This is a genomic window from Photobacterium sp., from assembly GCF_057456235.1.
This window is the reverse complement of record NZ_JBVCPH010000004.1, coordinates 13,219-34,016: the sequence shown is the minus strand read 5'-3', so window position 1 is coordinate 34,016 and position 20,798 is coordinate 13,219. Positions and strand designations below refer to the sequence as shown.

Annotated in this window: 18 protein-coding genes; 9 read left to right on the top strand and 9 right to left on the bottom strand. The window is 47.3% G+C overall.

Annotated features, from left to right (window positions below):
• Positions 1-255 precede the first annotated feature (255 nt).
• Together AC2204_RS06055 and bioA are read right to left on the bottom strand one after the other, a co-directional pair.
• A complete protein-coding gene (locus AC2204_RS06055; protein WP_318924586.1) occupies positions 256-822 on the bottom strand; it encodes an LON peptidase substrate-binding domain-containing protein in 567 nt (188 codons plus the stop codon).
• Positions 823-953: 131 nt separating this feature from the next.
• Entirely contained in the window at positions 954-2,213 is a 1,260-nt protein-coding gene (bioA, locus tag AC2204_RS06050; protein ID WP_318924781.1) for an adenosylmethionine--8-amino-7-oxononanoate transaminase, read from the bottom strand.
• 186 nt (positions 2,214-2,399) lie between these two features.
• Here bioA and bioB point away from each other — a divergent pair, with 186 nt between their 5' ends.
• The 4 genes from bioB to bioD are packed head-to-tail and all read left to right on the top strand — an operon-like array spanning position 2,400 to position 6,152.
• Positions 2,400-3,452, top strand: coding sequence for a biotin synthase BioB (gene bioB / locus AC2204_RS06045; protein ID WP_318924585.1), 1,053 nt, complete (start codon positions 2,400-2,402; stop codon positions 3,450-3,452).
• A complete protein-coding gene (gene bioF / locus AC2204_RS06040; RefSeq protein ID WP_318924584.1) occupies positions 3,424-4,635 on the top strand; it encodes an 8-amino-7-oxononanoate synthase in 1,212 nt (403 codons plus the stop codon). Before bioB ends, bioF begins: the two co-directional genes overlap by 29 nt.
• Entirely contained in the window at positions 4,628-5,479 is an 852-nt protein-coding gene (gene bioC / locus AC2204_RS06035) for a malonyl-ACP O-methyltransferase BioC (protein WP_318924583.1), read from the top strand. The genes bioF and bioC overlap by 8 nt, the downstream gene beginning before the upstream one ends.
• Positions 5,472-6,152: a dethiobiotin synthase gene (gene bioD / locus AC2204_RS06030; protein WP_318924582.1), complete on the top strand. Its 681-nt coding sequence runs from the start codon at positions 5,472-5,474 to the stop codon at positions 6,150-6,152. Before bioC ends, bioD begins: the two co-directional genes overlap by 8 nt.
• Positions 6,153-6,260: 108 nt before the next feature.
• On the opposite strand, the gene AC2204_RS06025 is transcribed toward bioD, so the two are convergent.
• Entirely contained in the window at positions 6,261-6,425 is a 165-nt protein-coding gene (locus AC2204_RS06025) for a hypothetical protein (RefSeq protein WP_318924581.1), read from the bottom strand.
• Between the two features lie 402 nt (positions 6,426-6,827).
• Between AC2204_RS06025 and htpX the strand changes: the two genes are divergently transcribed.
• Entirely contained in the window at positions 6,828-7,706 is an 879-nt protein-coding gene (gene htpX, locus AC2204_RS06020; RefSeq protein WP_318924580.1) for a protease HtpX, read from the top strand.
• A gap of 72 nt (positions 7,707-7,778) precedes the next feature.
• Here the strand turns inward: htpX and AC2204_RS06015 are convergent, their stop codons facing one another.
• The 4 genes from AC2204_RS06015 to AC2204_RS06000 all read right to left on the bottom strand — a co-directional run bounded on the left by AC2204_RS06015 (position 7,779) and on the right by AC2204_RS06000 (position 12,199).
• Complete coding sequence (locus AC2204_RS06015) at positions 7,779-9,344, bottom strand: FGGY-family carbohydrate kinase (protein ID WP_318924579.1); 1,566 nt, start codon at positions 9,342-9,344, stop codon at positions 7,779-7,781.
• 308 nt (positions 9,345-9,652) lie between these two features.
• Complete coding sequence (locus AC2204_RS06010) at positions 9,653-10,870, bottom strand: MFS transporter (protein WP_318924578.1); 1,218 nt, start codon at positions 10,868-10,870, stop codon at positions 9,653-9,655.
• Complete coding sequence (locus AC2204_RS06005) at positions 10,870-11,043, bottom strand: hypothetical protein (protein ID WP_318924577.1); 174 nt, start codon at positions 11,041-11,043, stop codon at positions 10,870-10,872. The genes AC2204_RS06010 and AC2204_RS06005 overlap by 1 nt, the downstream gene beginning before the upstream one ends.
• Before the next feature lie 217 nt (positions 11,044-11,260).
• The gene (locus AC2204_RS06000) at positions 11,261-12,199 is read right to left on the bottom strand and encodes a LysR family transcriptional regulator (protein WP_318924576.1); all 939 of its coding nucleotides are present in this window, start codon (positions 12,197-12,199) and stop codon (positions 11,261-11,263) included.
• 134 nt (positions 12,200-12,333) lie between these two features.
• Between AC2204_RS06000 and AC2204_RS05995 the strand changes: the two genes are divergently transcribed.
• Both AC2204_RS05995 and AC2204_RS05990 read left to right on the top strand, forming a co-directional pair.
• The gene (locus AC2204_RS05995) at positions 12,334-13,422 is read left to right on the top strand and encodes an efflux RND transporter periplasmic adaptor subunit (RefSeq protein ID WP_318924575.1); all 1,089 of its coding nucleotides are present in this window, start codon (positions 12,334-12,336) and stop codon (positions 13,420-13,422) included.
• Between the two features lie 3 nt (positions 13,423-13,425).
• Positions 13,426-16,527: an efflux RND transporter permease subunit gene (locus AC2204_RS05990; RefSeq protein ID WP_318924574.1), complete on the top strand. Its 3,102-nt coding sequence runs from the start codon at positions 13,426-13,428 to the stop codon at positions 16,525-16,527.
• Between the two features lie 149 nt (positions 16,528-16,676).
• Here the strand turns inward: AC2204_RS05990 and AC2204_RS05985 are convergent, their stop codons facing one another.
• Positions 16,677-18,272, bottom strand: coding sequence for a BCCT family transporter (locus tag AC2204_RS05985; protein ID WP_318924573.1), 1,596 nt, complete (start codon positions 18,270-18,272; stop codon positions 16,677-16,679).
• Positions 18,273-18,832: 560 nt separating this feature from the next.
• Between AC2204_RS05985 and AC2204_RS05980 the strand changes: the two genes are divergently transcribed.
• Positions 18,833-19,234 (top strand): H-NS family histone-like protein, encoded by a 402-nt coding sequence (locus AC2204_RS05980; RefSeq protein ID WP_318924572.1) that lies wholly within the window; start codon positions 18,833-18,835, stop codon positions 19,232-19,234.
• 112 nt (positions 19,235-19,346) lie between these two features.
• Here the strand turns inward: AC2204_RS05980 and AC2204_RS05975 are convergent, their stop codons facing one another.
• On the bottom strand, positions 19,347-19,934 hold the full coding sequence (locus AC2204_RS05975; protein WP_318924571.1) for a LysE family translocator: 588 nt from the start codon (positions 19,932-19,934) through the stop codon (positions 19,347-19,349).
• A 110-nt stretch (positions 19,935-20,044) separates the two neighbouring features.
• On the opposite strand from AC2204_RS05975, the gene AC2204_RS05970 reads away from it, so the two are divergent.
• Entirely contained in the window at positions 20,045-20,485 is a 441-nt protein-coding gene (locus tag AC2204_RS05970; protein WP_318924570.1) for an Lrp/AsnC family transcriptional regulator, read from the top strand.
• Positions 20,486-20,798: the final 313 nt, after the last annotated feature.

Genomic DNA, 20,798 nt, shown 5'->3' with positions numbered 1-20,798 from the left:
TTAGATTATAAATTTAACTATCAGCTATTTGTGTTAGTGGGACAGTCGAGTGGTTATCGTGATTGGTGGGTTATTGGAAACAATGATTTTGTGATTGTTACCTAATTGATCAGAGATATATCGGGCAAGTCGAGCGTGGTGTAGGAAAAAGGTAAAAACGAAATGCGTTATCAAATATCGCAATTGTAGTAAAATGACAACAAAATATCTCAATAATGCCAGGATCCGTTAGCCTCTATTGAGATATGCCATCGATTAATCGTTTCGATATTTTTCATCAATCACGCCACGCAGAAAAGACAGTGCGGCCCGATGATCTTTTCTACTCATAAACCACTGCTTCTGGGTTGTATCCAAAGGCAGAATTTCTAACCACCGTTGGCAGACCCATGTCAGATCCTCAAAATCAGGGGTAGGGTAATTAACTGAATGTTCAGGGTACTCTTTAAACAAGACTCTCAGGGTTTTGGGGACGTCACGGTCAATGGATCTAATTTCACTCTTTGACCAGTTGTCCATCAGGGTAACATCACCAAAATGTAAACCGTCATCTTCCTGCCAGTAGTCATTAATAACGAACTTATCAACGCCTTGAATCGTTATGCCTAACACGCCATCGGGCTGGCTCTCAAAGTCAGTTATGATGGCACGGGTACCAAAATGACAGATTTTGTCATTGCCTTTCATACAGAGCCCAAATCCATCGCTTGACGCCATAGCCAGCTTGATCAAACGAAGGTATCGAGGTTCAAAAATCCTCAGCTTATTGATACCACCGGGTAACAAGTAAAGCTGCTGAGGAAAAAGGGATAAACGCATCATTATTAATCCTTACTTATACTGTTAGTAATGATTTGCAGGATTGGATTTCACTCAATTTATAGAAATAATAATTAGTATTATCAATGTTTATTATAAGCAGACAAATATAGGAATTTGTCTGCTTTTCGATACTATTGAAGAGTTCGTAAAATTGCTAAAGTGAGACAGCTAAGTTCTTGAGGCTTAATAATAAAAGGCGGCATGATGTAGATAAGCTTGCCGAAAGGGCGAATCCAGACACCGGTGTCTACAAAAGCTTTTTGAATTTCGGCCATGTTTACAGCCTCATGCAGTTCGACGACGCCGATTGCGCCTAACCAGCGTACTGCTTTCACCTTATCCAGTTTTCCGATTTCAGGAAGCGATTCAGCCAGTTGTTGTTCTATACTCTGAACCTGTTGCTGCCAGTCACCTTGCATCAGCAGTTCGAGACTGGCATTCGCTACCGCGCAAGCTAATGGATTGCCCATAAACGTCGGGCCATGCATAAAGCAGGCGGCTTCCCCGCTACATACCGTGTCGGCAACATGTTTAGTTGTCAAAGTGGCTGATAATGTCATGTAGCCACCGGTCAGTGCCTTTCCGACACACATGATGTCTGGGCTGATATTGGCATGTTCACAGGCAAACATTTTGCCCGTACGACCAAACCCGGTGGCGATTTCATCGGCAATGAGCAACACGTCATACTCATCGCACAATTGGCGAATACGGGTCAGATAAGTCGGGTGGTAAATACGCATCCCTCCCGCGCCCTGAACGACGGGCTCGATAATAACAGCCGCCAGTTCATCGCAATGAGCGATCAGATTTCTCTTAAAATCAGTGATGTCGTCTTCACACCACTCATCATAAAAGCCGCATTCAGCGGATTCTGCGAAAATGTGTTCGGGTAAGAAGCCTTTATAAAGGCTGTGCATAGAGTTGTCGGGATCGGTGACCGACATCGCGGCAAATGTATCGCCATGATAACCATGACGTACGGTCAGAAATTTTGGACGACGCTGCCCCTTAGCATGCCAGTATTGCAAGGCCATTTTCAGTGCAACTTCAACAGCGACAGAGCCGGAATCGGCCAGAAAAACATGTTGTAGTGGCGCCGGGGTCAGTGCTACCAGCTTGCGGCACAGTTCGACGGCAGGCTGGTGGGTAATGCCACCGAACATGACATGCGACATTTTATCAAGTTGGTTTTTGGCCGCTTGGTTCAGAGCCGGGTGGTTATAGCCATGAATGGCAGACCACCATGATGACATGCCATCAATCAATTCCCGGCCATCTTCAAGTTTCAGGTATACGCCCTGTGCACTTTCGACAGGGTAGCAAGGCAGTGGATTGATGGTCGATGTGTAGGGGTGCCAAACGTGTTGTTGGTCAAATTCGAGATCAATATTGCTGGTTGTTTTTTGCACAAATGTAAACCCTTGGTCTTATTCTCAGTTGACAGTCTACTAACTAGAAGTAGACTAGCCAAGTATTGAAACCGGTTTGAGCAATGATTTGTGCTGTCTTCACCTTAGAAACCGACAGGTGCATTGTTCAAACGTGAAATGATAATAAAGAAGAGGTTACTACACGTGGAAGTACGTCACGACTGGACAGTCGAGGAAGTTCAAGCCTTATTTGAAAAGCCATTTATGGATCTGGTGTTTGAAGCTCAGCAGGTGCACCGCCAGTACCACGAGCCCAACAAAGTGCAGGTAAGTACTTTATTATCAATTAAAACCGGCGCATGCCCGGAAGACTGTAAGTACTGTCCACAGAGTGCGCATTATCGTACAGATGTAGAGCGAGAGCGTTTACTGGAAGTGGGGAGTGTGCTTGACGCCGCCAAGAAAGCGAAGTCGTCTGGCGCAACCCGGTTCTGTATGGGCGCGGCGTGGAAGAACCCGAAAGAACGCGACATGCCCTATTTGATGGAAATGATCCGCGGCGTGAAGGGGATGGGCCTCGAAACCTGTATGACGCTGGGAATGATCACCGGTGATCAGGCGGATGAACTGGCTGATGCCGGTCTGGATTACTATAACCACAATTTGGATACGTCACCGGAATACTACGGCAATATCATCACCACCCGTACCTACCAGGATCGTTTAGATACCCTGAGCCATGTCCGTGATGCCGGAATGAAAATCTGCTCGGGCGGTATTATCGGAATGGGTGAAAGCTCTCGAGACCGTGCCGGCCTGTTAGTTGAGCTGGCGACTTTGCCGACTCACCCGGAAAGTGTGCCGATTAATATGCTGGTAAAAGTCAAAGGCACACCACTTGAAGATGTAGATGATGTTGACCCATTTGATTTTATCCGGATCATCGCGGTTGCCCGTATCATCATGCCACTGTCGGCAGTCCGTCTGTCTGCGGGGCGTGAAGACATGAACGAACAAATGCAGGCGCTGTGCTTCATGGCGGGTGCGAACTCCGTTTTCTACGGTTGCAAATTGCTCACCACACCGAATCCGGGCGAAGACAAAGATATACAGCTGTTTGCAAAGCTGGGCATTAATAGTCAGGAAAAAGTCACTAAACCTGATGAAATACAAGAGCAAGAGTTGCTGGGTCAAGTAGCACAGCGGGTTGCTGCCCGTCCGGACAAAGATGATTTGTTCTACGATGCGTCAATTTAATCGAAGCTTTAATCAAAAAATTGAGCAGGCACTGGCTGAGCGAAAGGCCCAGGGGTTATATCGCCAGCGTGCGTGCTTGTCTCGCAACAGGCAGAGGGTTCAGGCTCAAGGGCAATCGTTGGTTAATTTCTCCAGCAACGATTACCTCGGTCTGGCGCAAGATCCGGCTTTGCTTGCTGCATGGCAGGAAGGCTTAACACGCTACGGCACGGGCAGTGGTGCATCACCGCTCGTAACTGGTTTTCATCCCGCTCACCAAGAACTTGAAGTACAGCTGGCCGACTGGTTGGGGTATGACCGTGCCTTGTTGTTTAACAGCGGGTTCAGTGCTAACCAGGCGGTACTATTTACCTTGCCGGAAAAAAATGATCTTTTGCTGCAAGATAAGCTCAATCATGCCTCGCTGATGGAAGCGGGCATGTTATCTCCCGCCACCATGCGTCGTTTCGCCCATAACGATATAGCAGCATTAAGCGGCTTGCTAACCAAATCGGGCAATGGCAAAACGGCTGTGAATGCCGATAAACAAGCAGCAACGCCTTTGGTGATCACCGAAGGCGTATTCAGCATGGATGGGGATCTCTCGCCACTAGCCGAAATGGCTCAGCTTTGTCGTCAGCATGACAGCTGGCTGATGGTTGATGATGCCCATGGCTGTGGTGTCTTAGGTGAGCAAGGGCGCGGTAGCTGTGCGTATGCCGATGTGAAGGCTGACATCTTAGTCATCACTTTTGGTAAAGCGTTTGGCTTATCAGGCGCGGCCGTATTATGTGATGAAAATACCGCGGAATACCTGATCCAGTTTGCCCGTCACTTTATCTATTCGACGGCTATGCCGCCAGCCCAGGCGTATGCCTTAAGTACTGCTTGCCGCTTGATCCAGCAGGGTGACTGGCGTCGCGAAAAACTGCAAGAGCTAAGTCATCACCTGGCCGCCAGGCTAGATAGCGGGATCGGTTTTGTTGATACCCTCACCCCCATAAAGCCACTGCTCATAGGTGATAGCGAGCAGGCCGTGGCAGCATCACAAGCCTTGAAAGAGAGAGGGGTGTGGGTGAGCGCGATAAGACCTCCTACCGTTCCCGTAAACAGCGCGCGTTTAAGGATCACCTTAACGGCAGCACATACGCTTGCCGATATTGAGTGCTTGACAACAACTTTAAATGAGGTGATTCATGGCTAACAGAATGAATGCTGTCACTCATGAGGCGAACATGGCACAGCTCTCAACGGACGCTGATAAAACAACGCCAGTCGATAAGCGAGCGGTCGCCGAGGCCTTTGGTCGTGCAGCTAAGCACTACGATAATGCAGCGGCGTTTCAGCGCGAAGTCGGTCATCGGTTGTTAGACCTGCTACCGGCCGTGACCTACGCCGGAAGTACAGCGCTCGATTTAGGTTGCGGTACGGGCCATTTCTCGCAGCATTTAACTCTGCGAGGGTATCAGGTTTGTGCCGCAGACTTGTCATTGAAAATGCTGGATCAGGCAAGGTTACGTTGCGGTGATAATGTGACGTATCTTGAAGCCGATGCCGAGTGTCTGCCCGTTAGTGATAACCAGTTTGATATCGCTTTTTCCAGTTTGGCATTGCAGTGGTGTGATGATCTGTCAGTGTCGCTGAAAGAACTGAAGCGGGTGGTTAAACCGGGTGGGGTGATCCTCTTTACCACTTTAGTAGAGGGTTCTCTGTATGAGCTTGTCCAGTCGTGGAAACAGGTTGATCAATATCAACATGTGAACCAATTTCTTTCGCAAAACGCCATAAAACTTGCGCTGGCGCAAGCGGGCTGCGTAATCGATACCCTAGAATTCACGCCAATTAAAGTGAACTATCCAGCGGCAGTTGGACTCATGAAGGACCTTAAAGGGATAGGGGCGACACATCTGCAACAAGGGCGTAAAACAGGCTTGGCCGGTCGTAAAACGATCAAGGCATTAGAAAGCGCCTACGATGAGTTTCGAGATGAGAATGGACAACTGCCAGCTACATATCAAGTCTGTTTTGGAGTAATTATTAATGACTAACGCTTTCTTTTTAACAGGAACAGATACCGAAGTTGGTAAAACTGTTGCCTCTCGCGCAATTTTACACGCAGCTGCCAGCGCGAATATAAAGATGGCGGGTTATAAACCTGTAGCGTCAGATAGTACGCTAACAAGTGAAGGCATGCGTAATTCCGATGCATTGTATATTCAGGCCGCTTCAGTTGTTGAGCTGGAATATGATGAGGTTAACCCGTACGCTTTTGAAGAGCCTGTTTCCCCTCATCTGGCTGCGGAACACGAAGATCGCGTTATTGATTTTGACGTGCTGTCACAAGGTTTAGAAAACCTGAAGGCAAAGTCAGATGCCGTGTTAATCGAAGGGGCGGGTGGCTGGCGTGTACCTATTTCTCGAAGCGATTACCTCTCAAGCTGGGTAAAGCGTGAAAAGTTACCGGTGATCTTGGTTGTCGGTGTGAAGCTGGGTTGTTTAAGTCACGCTATTTTGACAGCAGAAGCGATTCAACATGATGGCTTAGAGCTGGTTGGCTGGGTGGCAAACCGGATCAATCCGGGACTGGAAAACTACGCCGAACTTATTCGTATGCTAGAAGACAACCTGCCAGGTAAAAAGCTAGGTGAGATCCCTTACATGCCGGGCATCAAAAAGCGCGATTTGTCGAAGTATATCAATTTAGAGCCTCTGGGGCTTTAGTCGACAGACGCGTATAACGTTTGGTTCCGAGAATCGAAAGATTAGGACTCCATACAGCTCTAGCGAAAAAGGCACCTATCGGTGCCTTTTCTGTATTCTTTGAATAGCTTAGCAGTTATCGTCAGTCAGGCCGATAAGGGCTTCTTGCGTATTCGTTAGCGGCTTCTCGCCTGAGGAGTCCAGCCCTAATTCTTTATGAGCTTCATCAACCGTCATGCCAAGATGGCAGCAGAGGATATCAATCGCAACTTGGTATTTTTCTTGATCAGCCATGATTCTTCCTTGATAAATTAACTAGGAAATAAATTATCTTACCAGACAAACATAGCCAAATTTTTTTGCTGATGCAATAAGACTAAAGTCTAAGGCCTGAATCTAATGCCCGAAGAGCTATAATCAGACAGCGACTATTAGTTGTAAGTTTTCACTAACAGGGGGCATCATTCATTGCGCATGTGTAAAATCAGCCTGTTAACTGACAGAGTGGGTATTGATCATTACGAATGGTAACAATTTACAACTTTCACTTTTAATCACTATGATCGATCATACTGTAAATATCTAGCCAGAATAATCGGTGGCGCACTTTTGATTGATTGTTTATACCTGTGACACCATAATAATCCTGTTAGGTATAAAAATCAGAAGCTTCTTTTGTTGGAGAAAATTGTAAATATGAAGCGAATTGCATTGTTTTTGGCAACTAACCTTGCGGTAATGCTGGTTTTCAGTATTGTCCTGAATGTTATTTATGCTGTCACTGACCTCCAGCCGGGAAGTCTTTCAGGCCTGTTGGTGATGGCTGCCCTGTTTGGTTTCGGCGGTTCGTTGTTCTCTTTGTTTATGTCAAAGAAAATGGCACTTCGCTCTGTGGGTGGCATGGTTATCGAACACCCGCGCAATGAAACTGAGCACTGGCTGATGGAAACGGTTTCTCGTCAGGCGCAAAATGTCGGTATCGGCATGCCGACCGTCGCGGTCTATGATTCACCCGATATCAACGCGTTTGCAACAGGTGCAAAGCGTGATGATTCATTAGTCGCAGTATCAACAGGATTGCTGCACAGTATGACGCGTGATGAAGCGGAAGCTGTACTGGCACACGAAATCAGTCATATCTCGAATGGTGACATGGTTACTATGACTCTGATGCAGGGCGTCGTGAACACGTTTGTTATCTTCATTTCTCGTTTAGTTGCCGGTATTATTAGCGGTGTTAACAGCAGTGACGAAGAAGGCGAAGGCGGCAGCTACATCACTTACTTCATCGTATCTTCAATTATGGAAGTGCTGTTCGGCTTCCTGGCAAGTATTCTGACCATGTGGTATAGCCGTCACCGTGAATTTAAGGCCGATGCAGGATCTGCTCATTTGGTTGGTAAAGAGAAGATGATTGCAGCGCTTGAGCGGCTTAAACTTGGTCAGGAATCTCAGCTGGAAGGGTCAATGATGGCCTTCGGTATCAACGGTAAGAAATCGTTGTCTGAATTGTTTATGACCCACCCGCCACTGGAAAAGCGCATCAATGCACTGCGTCGTGGTGAGCACCTGTAATAGCCTGAACTGCTGGTACCGTTTCTCGCTGAAAACCCTTTTGCTTCTCTTATGGCAAAAGGGTTTTTTTGTCTATTCGGGGTAGCAGGTTATTTCGCGGATTTTCGCGTACAGCGGCTGGAGTTTTTTATAGATATCGAGATAAACCTGATTATAGAGTTTATCGTACATTTGGTGATGCATCGGGTTGGGTTCAAAACACTGCCCCTTATGAACCATGGCCTGTACCGCATCAGCGAAACTGCCGTGCAGCCCCATGCCGACGGCAGCATCAATCGCGGCACCCAGGCCAGATGTTTCGTATGTATGTGGCCTGATGGCTGGCAGACCGAAGATATCGGCAGCAATTTGCATTGCGGCATCGCTTTGTGAGCCGCCACCGGATACCCTCAGTTCCGATATTTTACAACCACTTCGTTTTTCAATGGCTTCCAGGCCTTCTCGCAGGCCGAAAGCCAGTCCTTCTAAAATAGCCCGATAAAGGTGAGCTCGGGTATGCAGATCGCCAAACCCTATGACCGCCCCTTTGGCTTCCGGACCGGGTTGTTTCACACCGGGGCCCCAATAGGGTTGTAACATTAACCCCATCGAACCGGGCGGGACAGAATTGACCAGCTCATCGAACAATGATTCGGCTTCAACGCCAGTCTGCTCGGCTTTGATTTGTTCCAAATGGGCAAATTGCTCCTTGAACCAACTGACCATCCAGAACCCGCGATAGAGCATTACTTCAGAGCAGTAGGATCCGGCGACTGCTGATGGATAAGGCGGAAGAAAGCGAACTGCCTCGACATACTTGGGCATAGTGACATTGATAGTGGCTGTCGTGCCAAAACTTAAACAGCCAATCTCAGATGATTGACCGCCAGATCCCAGTACTTCGCAGGCCTTATCGGCAGCGGCGGCAATAACGGGCAGATCTACGGGGATCCCGGTTTGTTCTGCCGCCAGCGCTGTAACCTGACCGATCCGGGCGCCAGGCTTAACCAGCTTGAGCAGTTGCTCCGGCCTGATATGCAATGCCCGCCATTTCCAGTCCAGATCGCCGGCCCATTTATGCTTTTTGTAGTCAAAAGGCAGGTAACCGACCTGCGAACCCGATGAGTCAGCCCACTCAGCGGTTAACCGATGGTGAAAGAAGCCAGACAGGAAGGCGAACTTATGGGTTTTATCCCAGATTTCACGCTCAGCCTGATAAATCCAGTTGGGCTGGGCTTTTTGGCGAAAAGTATCAATTGTTTCGGTCAGGCCCAACAGCTTAAAGCTGCCATCCCAAAACCATCCCAGACCTGTATCTGGGTGATATTTTCGCTGATCAAGCCAGAGAATAGCCGGTCGCAATGGTTCCCCATCAGCATCAAGTGGGAGCATCGTTCCGCGCTGAGTCGTCACAGACATCGCCTTGATACGGGATTTATCGATGTCTTGCTGCCAAAGCCGCTGACAAGCCTCGCAAACTTTTTGCCAGTAATAGCTGCCGTCTTGCTCACACCAGCCGGGTTGTGGGCTCACGTACGGCGTTAGTTTGATCTTAGATTTGGCAATCAGTTGCCCTTGCAGATCAAAAACCAGTGCACGTACACTTTGGGTACCGTTATCGATGACCAGCAGCCATTCGCTGTTATTATTAATTGTCATGAGGTATCTGGTAATGCCGCTCTGAGGTGTGCCAATCGAGTTGCCACATCTGGTCAGCAAAAGCGCCAGGTGACAGTGTAACTATTGACTCTATATAGGTTGATTCTGGTTAACTGAATTGTGCCGTTGTTAGTTGTTTGAATAAATCTGCTTTTTTCCGTTTTGCGGCATCAAGCAATTGTGGGATCAAGTTTGTTATGAGATCGCGAGGATGAGCGCCACGCTAGTCTTGCTCAGAGGTTGGCGTTGTTCAGAGAAAAGAACCTGGATATCCAGGTTCTTTTCATTGTTACTTGTTTAAGAAATGATCAGGCTGCGGCGACTGCTGTTAAGCGCGCAACCGGACGATCATTAATTGGCAGGTGGATCAGTGCTGCGCATAATGCCAGTGCAACGGTTGTCCACCATATTGGCTCGTAAGAACCGTAGTAGTCATAGATTCGCCCACCAACCCAGGCACCTAAGAAGCTGCCAACCTGATGGGTGAAAAACACCAGCCCATACAGCGTCGACATATAGCGCGCGCCGAAAATCTGGCGAACCAGGCCAGACGTTAGCGGTACGGTGCCTAACCAGCAAAAACCAATTGCGCCACCGAAAATAGCGGCGGAATCGACAGTAACGGGCAGAACAACAAAAGCGGCAATGACCACGGAACGGATCAGATACAGTGATGCCATCACGTAGCGCTTATCGAACTTATCTCCCATGACACCCCAAAAATAAGACCCGAAAATATTGAATATCCCTACATAGGCCAAAGCCATCGCGGCGGTCGTGCCAGGCAGTCCTTTATCGGCCAGATAACTTGGCAGATGCGTTGCGATAAACATCACGTGGAAACCGCAGACAAAGAAACCAGCATGGATCAGCCAGTATCCGCGGTGACGAAAGGCTTCTTTTAACGCTTCAGGAAGGCTTTGAGAGTCATCAGCCACAGACCGATTTGTGTCTGACTGACTGTTTGAATTGCTCATAAACGAAGCGAACGCAACCATCAAGCAGCACATCAGGGCAAAGATTTGCAGTGCACTCTGCCAGCCATAATCACTTAGCAGTGATTGTGCTCCGGGGATCACCGCAAACATACCAAAAGAACCCGCCGAGGTTGTTAAACCAAAGGCTTTAGCAGTGTGCTTGGCTGGTACAACACGGGCAATAGCCCCGAGAATAATTACATAGCTAGTGGCACTGAGTCCCAACCCGACCAAAGCGCCAAGGGTGACGTACAGCCAGCTTGGTTCGGTTGCCAGCGACGTCAGGTACAGACCTGCAGCATAAGCCACGGCGCCCAAAGCGATAATCCGGCGTGAACCCCAGCGATCTGATGCCATTCCGACAAAAGGCTGGAAAAGGCCAAATAGCAGATTTTGCAATGCAATTGCGAAACTGAAAAACTCACGACCGGTGTGAAATGAATCTGAAACGGGCATCATGAAAATGCCAAAAGATTGCCTGATCCCAAGGCTGATAATTAATGTCCCTATTCCCATCCAAACTAAAAGTGGAAAACGAAAAATACTCATTAATGGTGCTCTGCATGGTTTTGTTTAATGGAATTTTGCTGGTGGCAACCACCGCTTGTGGCACGTTCAGCCAACGCATCCAACAATGGTTGACAATGATGCACGCCATAAAGGGTAACAATGAGCAGTATCAACATACGTAGTAGCTGCGCAAAAAGTGATTGTGAAAACATCAATGCCTCCTGTCGCCAGAATTAGCGAGGAGCGAGATAGTAGAGAATGGCGAATCATGACGCAAATGAATAAAAGTCACGATTAATATGTATAAAACGCAATTGGCGGTATTTTACGGGATTAGCGCAAATATTGGCTATATTTGCGCCTGTTTGATAGGAAGGTATACCCATTCTATTGAATAGATTGTCGTTCACACAATTAATGGTGTTGGAATTAAATCAGCATTTTCTGGATATCTTGCGGGTGTGCGGTACACGTCGGATCCTGTTCAACATTCGACAGCATATAATCGACAAAAGTACGTGCTGTCAGCGACAGATGCTTGCGGGAAGGGTAAACCAGCCATCCGTAGTGGACTGCTGATTCAATGTTGTCGAATAACTGAACCAGCTCTCCCTTTTCTACATAGTGGTTAGCGATACTATCTGGTATGAATACAATCCCTCTTCCCAGCAAACCAGATTCAATGATCAGCGGAACACTGTTGATGACTAAGTTACCGGAGACTTCCACCGCTTCGTGTGTTTTCCCTATTGGTAGTTGGCTGTGGATCTGACCATCAGGAGCACGAAAGCGAATTACGTTGTGGTTTTTGAGTTTATCCGTGCTGGTAGGGTGACCGTGTTCTCTGATATAGCCAGGGCTGGCATAAAAGTTTAGTTGGGCAGATTTAAATGGCCGGGCAATCAGGGAGGAATCTTTCAGGCTCTGACCAACACCGATCCGAAATGCAACATCAACATGGTTTTCTGCCAAGTTTTTATCTTCTGAACTGGTCAGTACTTCTACGGTGATCTTAGGGTAGAGATCCATGAATTTAAAAATCATCTTTCCGATCATCAGTAAGTCTGGCAAAGGCAGTAGCTGAATTCTCAGATGGCCGCCAATCTCATTGCTGGGTGCCGTAACTTCCTGAATCGTATTTTCAAGCTGGTTGAGGATCGGCTTGGTTTGTTTATAAAACTTTTCACCGGCTTCCGTAAGCAGCATTGAACGGTTCTGGCGGTGAAACAGCAATATATTGAGTTCTTCCTCCAGCCCTTTTAAGCGGCGGCTAAGGTTGGATTTTGGCAAATCAAGGATTTCTGACGCATGTACCATGCTGCCGGTTTCAACGATCTGATGGAACAACTTGATATCTTCGGTTCTCATGGTATATCCGCTCAAATGTTGTACTGACAATTAAGTTCTGAAAATCAGAACTCAAGGTTTCGAATAGTTTTATTTTTTTCAACATCATAGCACGTTATATTCGCGCTCAAAAGATACTAACAGGGAATAACCCAATGAAACCGGCCACTTTGAGCGTACTTGCTCTTGTTTTCTCAACCACAGTCCTGACCGGATGCGATTCTGCAGAAAGTGCAGTCTCACAAACCGCACCGGTTCGTCCGGTGAAACTAATGACCATCGGAGATGCTGCTCAGCAGACACGCATTTTCCCCGCTAAGATAGCGGCTAGTCAGCAGGCTGATCTGGCCTTTCGTATTAATGGCGAATTGGTAACATTGAATCTGACGGAAGGCCAGCAGGTGACTCAGGGGGAGTTACTGGCAAAGCTTGATGATCGTGATGCAAAAAATGCCTTGCTCAATGCAGAAGCGAACTATGATCTGGCGGCGGCCGATTTCAAACGGAAAGAGGAAATCTTTAAGCGACAACTGATCTCAAAAGCGGAGTTTGATACCGCTAAAGCGACACTGAAATCAGCAAAGGCGGCACTTTCAACCGCGGGTGATCAGCTCGACTACACGCGTTTGACGGCGCCATTTTCTGGCATCGTAGCCAAAGTTGAGCTTGATAACCACCAGATGATCCAACCTTCTCAGACGGTACTTTCGCTACAGGGCAATCAGCGGCTTGATGTGAAAATCGAGTTACCTGAGTCGTTACTGCTTACCCTGAACAATAAGCAGTTGGATGAAAAATTCCAGCCTCAGGTTCGCTTTGGCTCGCATGATGAGACTTTCCCCGTCGTTTACAAAGAACATTCAAGCAAGGTTTCGCCGGGTACCCAAACTTATGAAGTGGTATTTAGCCTGGACCAACTTGACCACCTTAATGTACTGCCGGGTATGAGTGCCGAACTTCTGCTGAATATGTCGGCAATGAATAATGATAGCGTCGGCGCAATTGCGATATTGCCGCAAACCGCGATATTTAAAAATGATGAAGATAGTTTAACGAAGGTATGGCGTTACAGCGCCGAAACAAAAAAACTGGAATCTGTAGAAGTGACGTTAGGCCAGATACGGGCACACGGGATTGAAGTGCTGTCAGGTCTTGATAAAGGTGACCAAATTGTTGCTGTTGGCGCAAGCGTTCTTAAACCAGGCATGGGTGTGAAACCTCTTCGCTGGGAACGGGGCGTTTAATCGATGAATGTTGCTCATTACAGTATTAAAAATAAAGTCATCAGCTGGATGTTTGTTCTGCTGATGCTGATTGGCGGGGCCATCTCCTTTACCGGTCTTGGCCAGTTAGAATTTCCGGAATTTACCATTAAAAATGCGTTGGTTATTACACCGTATCCGGGCGCGTCGCCAGAGCAGGTTGAAGAAGAAGTGACGCTGGTGCTGGAAGATGCTATCCAGCAGATGAAGCAGATCAAACACATTACCTCAATCAACAGTGCAGGGTTGTCGCAAATAGATGTGGAGATGGAGGATCGCTATGATGCCACTATGCTGCCGCAGATTTGGGATGAGCTTCGCCGGAAGGTGAATGATGCGGTAGCCGATCTGCCTCCGGGTGCCGTTACCCCGATGGTCATTGATGACTACTCAGATGTGTTCGGCATTCTGATGAACATCAAAGGTGAAGGTTACAGTTATCGCGAACTGGAAAATTATGCCGACTTCTTGCGCCGCGAATTGGTACTGATTGATGGCGTGAAAAAGGTTTACGTGGTCGGTGCACCAGAAGAACAGGTGGTGGTTGAGATCAGCCAGCAGAAACTGGCGGCATTGGGCTTAGATCAGAGCTATATCTATGGCCTGATCCAGACTCAAAACGTCGTTTCAAATGCCGGAAAAATCCGCGTGGGTGACGGGCGGATCCGGATCCACCCAACCGGTGAGTTCGCCGATGTTACAGAGATGGAGCAGCTGCTTGTCAGCCCTCCGGGTAGCCAGCATTTGGTCTATCTCGGTGATATAGCCAAGGTTTACAAAACGGAAACGGAAACACCGGATCTTTTGTACCACAATATGGGCCAAAAGGCGCTGTCACTGGGTATTTCGTTTACCTCCGGAGTCAATGTTGTTGATGTCTCGGTGGCGGTCGCAGACAAAATCGAGAGACTGGAAAGCCGCTTGCCGGTAGGCATGGATCTGAATACGGTTTATGACCAAGGGGCTGTCGTTGATGTCTCGGTGGCGGGCTTCCTGCTCAACCTGGGTGAATCTGTTGCGATCGTCATTGTGGTGCTACTGGTCTTTATGGGACTGCGATCCGGCTTGCTGATCGGCGCGGTACTGCTGTTAACGATTTTTGCCACCTTTATTGTGATGAATGTGCTGGGCATTCAGCTGCAGATCATCTCTCTGGGTGCCCTGATCATTGCGCTCGGGATGCTGGTCGACAACGCCATTGTGGTGACTGAAGGGATCTTGATTGGTATCCAGCGCGGTCAAACCCGGCTGGAAGCTGCCGGTGATGTGGTAAAGCAGACCCAGTGGCCTTTGCTTGGTGCAACAGTGATTGCGATTATGGCCTTTGCGCCGATTGGCCTGTCGCAAGATGCGTCGGGGGAGTTCTGTGGATCGCTGTTCAAGGTGTTGTTGATTTCACTGTTTTTCAGTTGGATCACCGCGATTACGATCACCCCGTTTTTCTGCTACATGCTGTTTAAGGATGGTGAAGTCAGTGATGAGCCTCAAGAGCTGTATAAAGGTTGGTTCTTCAATGTCTACCGCGGGATTCTGACTTTTGCGATGCGTTTTCGGATACTGACTGTGGCGGCAGTGGTTGCTATGCTAATCGTGGCAGTGATGGGGATGGGGCACGTGAAAAATGTGTTCTTCCCGGCTTCCAATACGCCGATCTTCTTTGTTGATATCTGGCTGCCTGAAGGGACGGATATTCGCGGCACCGAAGATTTTGTCAGCAAGATTGAAGATGTAATTCTCGCGTATGAGCAAGAGAATCACATTGGCCTGAAGAATGTCACCTCGGTGATTGGCCAGGGCGCACAACGCTTTGTATTGCCATATGTTCCCGAGAAAGGCTATGACGCGTATGCCCAGCTGATGATCGAAATGACAGATCTCGAAGCAGAGCAGGCAAACATGCCGGGTCTGGCCAAGCATCTGCAGGATAATTACCCCGAAGCCCAGTTCCGCGTCAAAATGCTGGAAAATGGTCCGTCACCTGCGGCAAAAATTGAAGCTCGCCTCTATGGTGAAGATCCCGAGGTTCTGCGTCAATTAGCTACGCAGGTGGAGCAGATCATGCTGGACGAGCCTGCAGCAATAAACGTGCGCCATGACTGGCGTAACCAGGTGATGGTTGTTCGCCCTCAGCTAAATCCGGCCCAGGCAAGGGAGGTGGGGATAAGCAAGCAAGATCTTGATACGGCTATGCTGATTAACTTCAGTGGGATGCCGGTGGGTACCTACCGTGAACAAAGCCACCTGATGCCGATTGTGGCCCGGGCACCGGAGCAGGAGCGGCTGGATGCCGATAGCTTGCTGAAACTGCAAGTGTGGAGTGCCGAGAACAATGTTTTTGTTCCGGTGACTCAGTTGGTCCGTGACTTTAAAACCGAGTGGGAAAATCCAATCATAAAGCGTCGTGACCGTAAGCGTATGCTTACCGTAATGGCTGATCCGATACTGGGAACGGATGAAACCGCTGATTCGGTACACCGTAAGATCCGCGGCAGCATTGAAGCCATTCCACTACCCGATGGTTATGAGCTGGAGTGGGGCGGTGAATATGAAACGTCCCGAGATGCACAGGCAAGTATTTTCAGTTCTCTGCCAATGGGTTATCTGGCGATGTTTTTGATCACCGTACTGTTGTTTAATTCAGTAAGACAACCGTTAGTGATTTGGTTTACCGTTCCGCTGGCGATAATTGGTATTGCATCCGGTCTGCTTCTGTTCGATGCGCCAATGAGCTTCATGGCTATTTTGGGCGTGTTGAGTTTAACCGGAATGATTATTAAGAATGGTATCGTTCTGGTGGATCAGATTAATGCGGAGTTAAATGCGGGAAAAGACCCATATGCGGCAATCTTCGCATCATCGGTGAGCCGTGTGCGTCCGGTTTGTATGGCAGCGATCACCACTATGCTGGGTATGATCCCGCTGTTGTTTGACCCGTTCTTTATGGCGATGGCGGTGACTATCATCTTTGGCCTGGGTTTTGCGACACTGCTGACGCTACTGGTACTGCCTGTTTGTTATGCGATGATATTCCGTGTTCCTAATTCAGAGCCATCAGTGACCGCACAGGAGCTTGGTGTTCTATATTGAGCATCAGTAGAAAAAGGCATTTCGGTTGGAAGGTAGCTGGCAAAATCGTAATTGCTTAGGGTATATGCCGAAGCTTAGGATGGATATTGAATGAAGACAAAAACTCCACCGCCTGGTGGAGTTTTTATCTGGTGTCATGGGACTTGCTACTAGGAGTTATTGGCTACCTTGTAGTGAACCATTTCGGTTCGCATTCCCATCAGTAGGCTCACGCACATTATTAATAAGATAATAGTGAATGGCAGGGCTGTGGAAATTGCCCCCGCTTGTAGCGCTTGTATTGCCTCTGTACCACCAACCCAAAGCAGAACGGCTGCAATCGCTCCTTCGATTGTTGCCCAGAAGATACGTTGAGGAACTGGGGCATCTATTTTCCCGCCCGATGTAATACTGTCGATAACCAGTGAAGCGGAGTCCGAAGAGGTGATAAAGAACACCATGATTAGGATAATCGAAATCACTGAAAGCATCGTGCTTAACGGTAGCGCCTCATAGAGATTGAACAGAGAGAGAGTGATGTCTGTCAAACCGTTTGCACCGAGTTCACCCACTTTATTGGCGACCTGGTCAATGGCAATACCACCAAAAACAGACATCCAAACTAGCGTAATTAGAGTAGGGATGAAGATCACTGCCACGATAAACTCACGTACGGTACGGCCTTTTGATACTCGCGCAATAAACATACCTACACATGGAGACCAGGAAATCCACCAGGCCCAGTAGAAGACTGTCCAGCCATGCATCCAGGTTTCGTCTTCACGGCCATGAGGATTACTGAGCGGTAAAATGTTTTCAATGTAGCCCATAAGGGTTGTTGGCAGCGTGTTAAGCGCAATGGCAAAACCAGCAAGGGTAACAAACAATAACAAGGCAAATGCAATGAGCAAGTTTGCATTACTCAGGACTTTCACACCGCCATTGATACCACGCACGACCGAAATCACAGCCAAGCAGGTGACAAAAATAATCACCCCAATTTGCAAACCGATACCCGCATCGATACCAAACACGTGACTAATACCACTTGCCGCCTGTTGTGCGCCTAAACCCAGTGATGTCGCTAGGCCAAACAGCGTCGCGATAACTGATAATATATCTATGATGTGGCCAAACCAGCCCCAGGTGCGGTCTCCAAGGATAGGATAAAAAATGGAGCGCATTGAAAGTGGCAGGCCTTTGTTATAGGCGAAAAAAGCGAGAGAAAGCGCGACTATCGCATACATTGCCCACGGGTGAAGTCCCCAGTGGAACATCGTTGCGCCCAAGGCAACTTTCGCCGCTTCGGGTGTATATGCCTCTACACCAAGTGGCGTTTCATACCAACCCGTATAGTAAGCCACTGGCTCTGCGACCCCCCAGAACATAAGGCCGATACCCATACCTGACGCAAATAGCATCGCAAACCAGGAGCTATTGGAGTGATCCGGTTTTGCGTCTACTCCGCCGATACGAATTTTACCAAAAGGAGAGACAACCAAAGCCAAACTGAAAATCAAGAAGATATTACCAGACCACATGATCAAACCATCAAAGTTATTGATGATCTGCCACTTGATACCGTCTAGTGTTGCTTTAGCTGTTGAGGGATCTGTTGCAAGGAGCGCAACGATGAAGAATATGATCAGTCCTGCACTTATGCCAAAAACGGGATTGTGAACGTCAAATCCCCATTTCTGGATGTTGTCCTGACCGACTGTATAATCAGTATTATCGATACTGTACTTGTCCCTAACCTTTGACATCTTGTTCCTTATCAGTTAGCTCACTAAGTATTTTGAGTGGCTTTGAGTCATTTTTTTGTAACGAAACAAAGTAAAATACTTTAGTGCACTTAATAAAACGTTGGGGGATAATATCAAGAATGATGATAAAAACCAAATTAACCTGAAATTAGCGAATAAAAACGAGTATTTATGCGCGATTTTGGGTGTTTTTTTAGCTTTAAAGGTTAGTCATCTAATTGTTTTCATGGGTGGTGGTGAGGCGTTGTTGGGGCGAGGTCTGTTGTTCTCTAAGTATTTTGGGTGTGTTTTTACCGCCCAAGTTACCGCTGTCAGATGATGCCAGGCGCAATTCTTTAGAATTATGTTCTCTCATCACACGAGCGTTCTCGTAGTTGCTTGCCTCTACTGCTAACCGAAAAAGGTTCATATGGTAACGAGTAAAAAACTGATATTGAGAACAGAGAAACCACGCAATGGGCCAAAAGCGTTATAAGTGTTATTGTCATTAATAGTGTGAATAGTCCAATTCCCAAATTTAGTGTAAAGTACCTGCTTTATTTGCTATTAAAATTAAAATTATGAGCGACGTTTTTAAGACATTATTAAACCTGCGTTCTCTGCGCGCAGCAGCACGAGAAGAATTTACGCTAGAGCAACTTCAAGAAGCCCTTGAGAAACTGCAAGCAGTGGTTGCCGAGCGTGAAGAAGCCGAAGCAGAATCTCGCAAGGCAGAGAAAGAAAAAGAAGAAAAATTAAAGGCATACCGCGACATGCTGATCGCAGATGGTATCGATCCAGAAGAGTTGGTAGCAACCCTGGCCGAGGCACCTAAAAAATCTAAGCGTGCACCTCGTCCAGCCAAGTATAAATTTACCGTTGATGGTGAAGAACGTACCTGGACAGGCCAAGGCCGTATGCCTGCGCCTCTGAAAGAAGCGATCGAAAATGAAGGAAAATCACTTGATGATTTTCTGATTTAATCGGTGCAAAGCCCCAACTCTGGGGCTTTCTCTTTAATGATACTTGTTTAACAGATAGTTTTCGTTACAACTTCACTGGTCAATCAGTTTTAAGCAACACTGCAAATCAAACTCAGAACATCAATAGCGTAGATACCAGCAGCAACCCCGCCATTCCATAATTAAAACATTTCATCTTTAACTGATTATTTAGAAAAGCCTGAAGTTGCTTGCCAGCAATTGTCCAAATGCTTACCGAGGGTATATTAATCACGGCAAACACCAGAGAGATAAGTAAAATGCCGTACACAGAAGCAGAGGTGTTGTAAACACTAATTGCGGTCAATGCCATTGACCAGGCTTTTGGGTTAATCCATTGGAAATAGACGGCGGCCAAAAAGCCCATTGGCTTATAATCCGATCCGTTATTGTCTGCTGGTTGGCTCAAAGCAATTTTCCAAGCCAGGTACAAGAGGTAGGCAACGCAAATTATCTGTAAAATTTGCTGGGCAACTGGGTATACAGTAAATATCTCCATTAGGCCGACACCGACCAAGATCATCATCAGACTAAATCCCAATACGATCCCAGACATATGGGGGATGGTACGCATGAAACCAACATTAGCTCCGGATGCCATCAGCATAATATTGTTGGGCCCTGGTGAAACGGTTGATACGAACGCGAAGGTTATTAGGGCGAAAATCTGTTGGTAATCCATATTTCTTCCATTTATTGTCTGTTGTGTCTCCTTGTATATTAATGAGAGATGGCGTAAATTTTGTGTCTATATTTGCTCTAAAGTTGTTTTTTTGACAATAAGTGAAAGCTATGGACCGATTTGACGAGAGAATATTGCGCGAGTTGAAATCGAACGGCAAGTTGTCCAATGTGGATCTTGCTAACCGGATTGGTTTGTCTCCTTCGGCGACATTGCGACGGGTACAAGAACTCGAACGTCGCGGCGTGATAAAGGGATACCGGGCGGTACTCGATCCAAACAAGCTGGGAATTGGCTTTGTCGCTTATGTCACCATTGGGCTGTCGAACCATAGCAAAAAGTCACAACAGAGTTTTGAAGGACACATCATGGAGGCGGCAGAAGTCAAAGAGTGCTACAATGTCACGGGCGCAAATGAGTATTTGCTCAGGGTAGAGACCCGTGATTTGACGGCCTACAAGCGTTTTCATTCTGATGTGCTGGGAGAGATCCCCCAAGTAAACTCCATTACGACGATAGTGGTAATGGACACCCCAAAAGACGAAAGATGAAGTAGATAGGGAAGGTATAGTGTATGCCGTCTTTAATCATCTATATCGCTGCAGATAACCCCCCCCCTTCAATATTTCCTACTACAAGCATTACATCGAATATCTAAAACCAAACCAAAAGTAAATTGAGGATTGAAGTGCTTGTTAGCTCCCCCCAGTGCTTTACATTGTGAGTCAATTTCTTTCTGTGATAAATCCGAATTGAAGTACAAAACTAATTCAGTCCCCAGGCTATCCAGCATTGCTCTTTCTAATGCCAAAAATACAACGCAGTATTGTGATTGTTTATCATAATAGGGTGAAAGTAATGTAG

Coding starts and splice junctions, on each gene's coding strand:
- AC2204_RS06055 (WP_318924586.1), bottom strand. CDS start 822: ATGATGCGTTTATCCCTTTTTCCTCAGCAGCTTTACTTGTTACCCGGT.
- bioF (WP_318924584.1), top strand. CDS start 3,424: ATGATTTGTTCTACGATGCGTCAATTTAATCGAAGCTTTAATCAAAAA.
- bioC (WP_318924583.1), top strand. CDS start 4,628: ATGGCTAACAGAATGAATGCTGTCACTCATGAGGCGAACATGGCACAG.
- bioD (WP_318924582.1), top strand. CDS start 5,472: ATGACTAACGCTTTCTTTTTAACAGGAACAGATACCGAAGTTGGTAAA.
- AC2204_RS06025 (WP_318924581.1), bottom strand. CDS start 6,425: ATGGCTGATCAAGAAAAATACCAAGTTGCGATTGATATCCTCTGCTGC.
- htpX (WP_318924580.1), top strand. CDS start 6,828: ATGAAGCGAATTGCATTGTTTTTGGCAACTAACCTTGCGGTAATGCTG.
- AC2204_RS06015 (WP_318924579.1), bottom strand. CDS start 9,344: ATGACAATTAATAATAACAGCGAATGGCTGCTGGTCATCGATAACGGT.
- AC2204_RS06010 (WP_318924578.1), bottom strand. CDS start 10,870: ATGAGTATTTTTCGTTTTCCACTTTTAGTTTGGATGGGAATAGGGACA.
- AC2204_RS06005 (WP_318924577.1), bottom strand. CDS start 11,043: ATGTTTTCACAATCACTTTTTGCGCAGCTACTACGTATGTTGATACTG.
- AC2204_RS06000 (WP_318924576.1), bottom strand. CDS start 12,199: ATGAGAACCGAAGATATCAAGTTGTTCCATCAGATCGTTGAAACCGGC.
- AC2204_RS05995 (WP_318924575.1), top strand. CDS start 12,334: ATGAAACCGGCCACTTTGAGCGTACTTGCTCTTGTTTTCTCAACCACA.
- AC2204_RS05990 (WP_318924574.1), top strand. CDS start 13,426: ATGAATGTTGCTCATTACAGTATTAAAAATAAAGTCATCAGCTGGATG.
- AC2204_RS05985 (WP_318924573.1), bottom strand. CDS start 18,272: ATGTCAAAGGTTAGGGACAAGTACAGTATCGATAATACTGATTATACA.
- AC2204_RS05980 (WP_318924572.1), top strand. CDS start 18,833: ATGAGCGACGTTTTTAAGACATTATTAAACCTGCGTTCTCTGCGCGCA.
- AC2204_RS05975 (WP_318924571.1), bottom strand. CDS start 19,934: ATGGATTACCAACAGATTTTCGCCCTAATAACCTTCGCGTTCGTATCA.
- AC2204_RS05970 (WP_318924570.1), top strand. CDS start 20,045: ATGGACCGATTTGACGAGAGAATATTGCGCGAGTTGAAATCGAACGGC.